Origin of the sequence: Priestia sp. SIMBA_032, assembly GCF_046535215.1 — a bacterium.
Taxonomy (GTDB): Bacteria; Bacillota; Bacilli; order Bacillales; family Bacillaceae_H; genus Priestia; species Priestia aryabhattai.
Window position 1 is genome coordinate 1 of the sequence record NZ_JAWRXD010001279.1, and the last position, 247, is coordinate 247.

Annotated in this window: 1 pseudogene; it reads left to right on the plus strand. The window is 36.0% G+C overall.

From position 1 onward, the window contains the following. Positions 1-55 precede the first annotated feature (55 nt). Positions 56-247 (plus strand): annotated as a pseudogene (locus SB717_RS38440) (hypothetical protein); the annotation flags it as partial.

Sequence of the window (247 nt, forward strand, 5' to 3'; positions counted from 1 at the left end):
ATTTTAAGTGGATTTCGATTTCGAAAGTCTGAAAGTTAAGGGAGTGTGAAAAGGAATGCAAAAGTTTATTATTGCAGCAAGTATGTTGCTGTTATTTGTAGGTTGTCTATTCTTTGTAACTGATATGGTAATTGGAGATACAACCCATACTGATAATAAATCGTCTTTAGAAAGGGGAGGCGAGATAGCTGTGGCTAAGTCTGTAAAAGTAGGTACTCTGCGTGCAGAAGAAGAAATAGCTATTGAT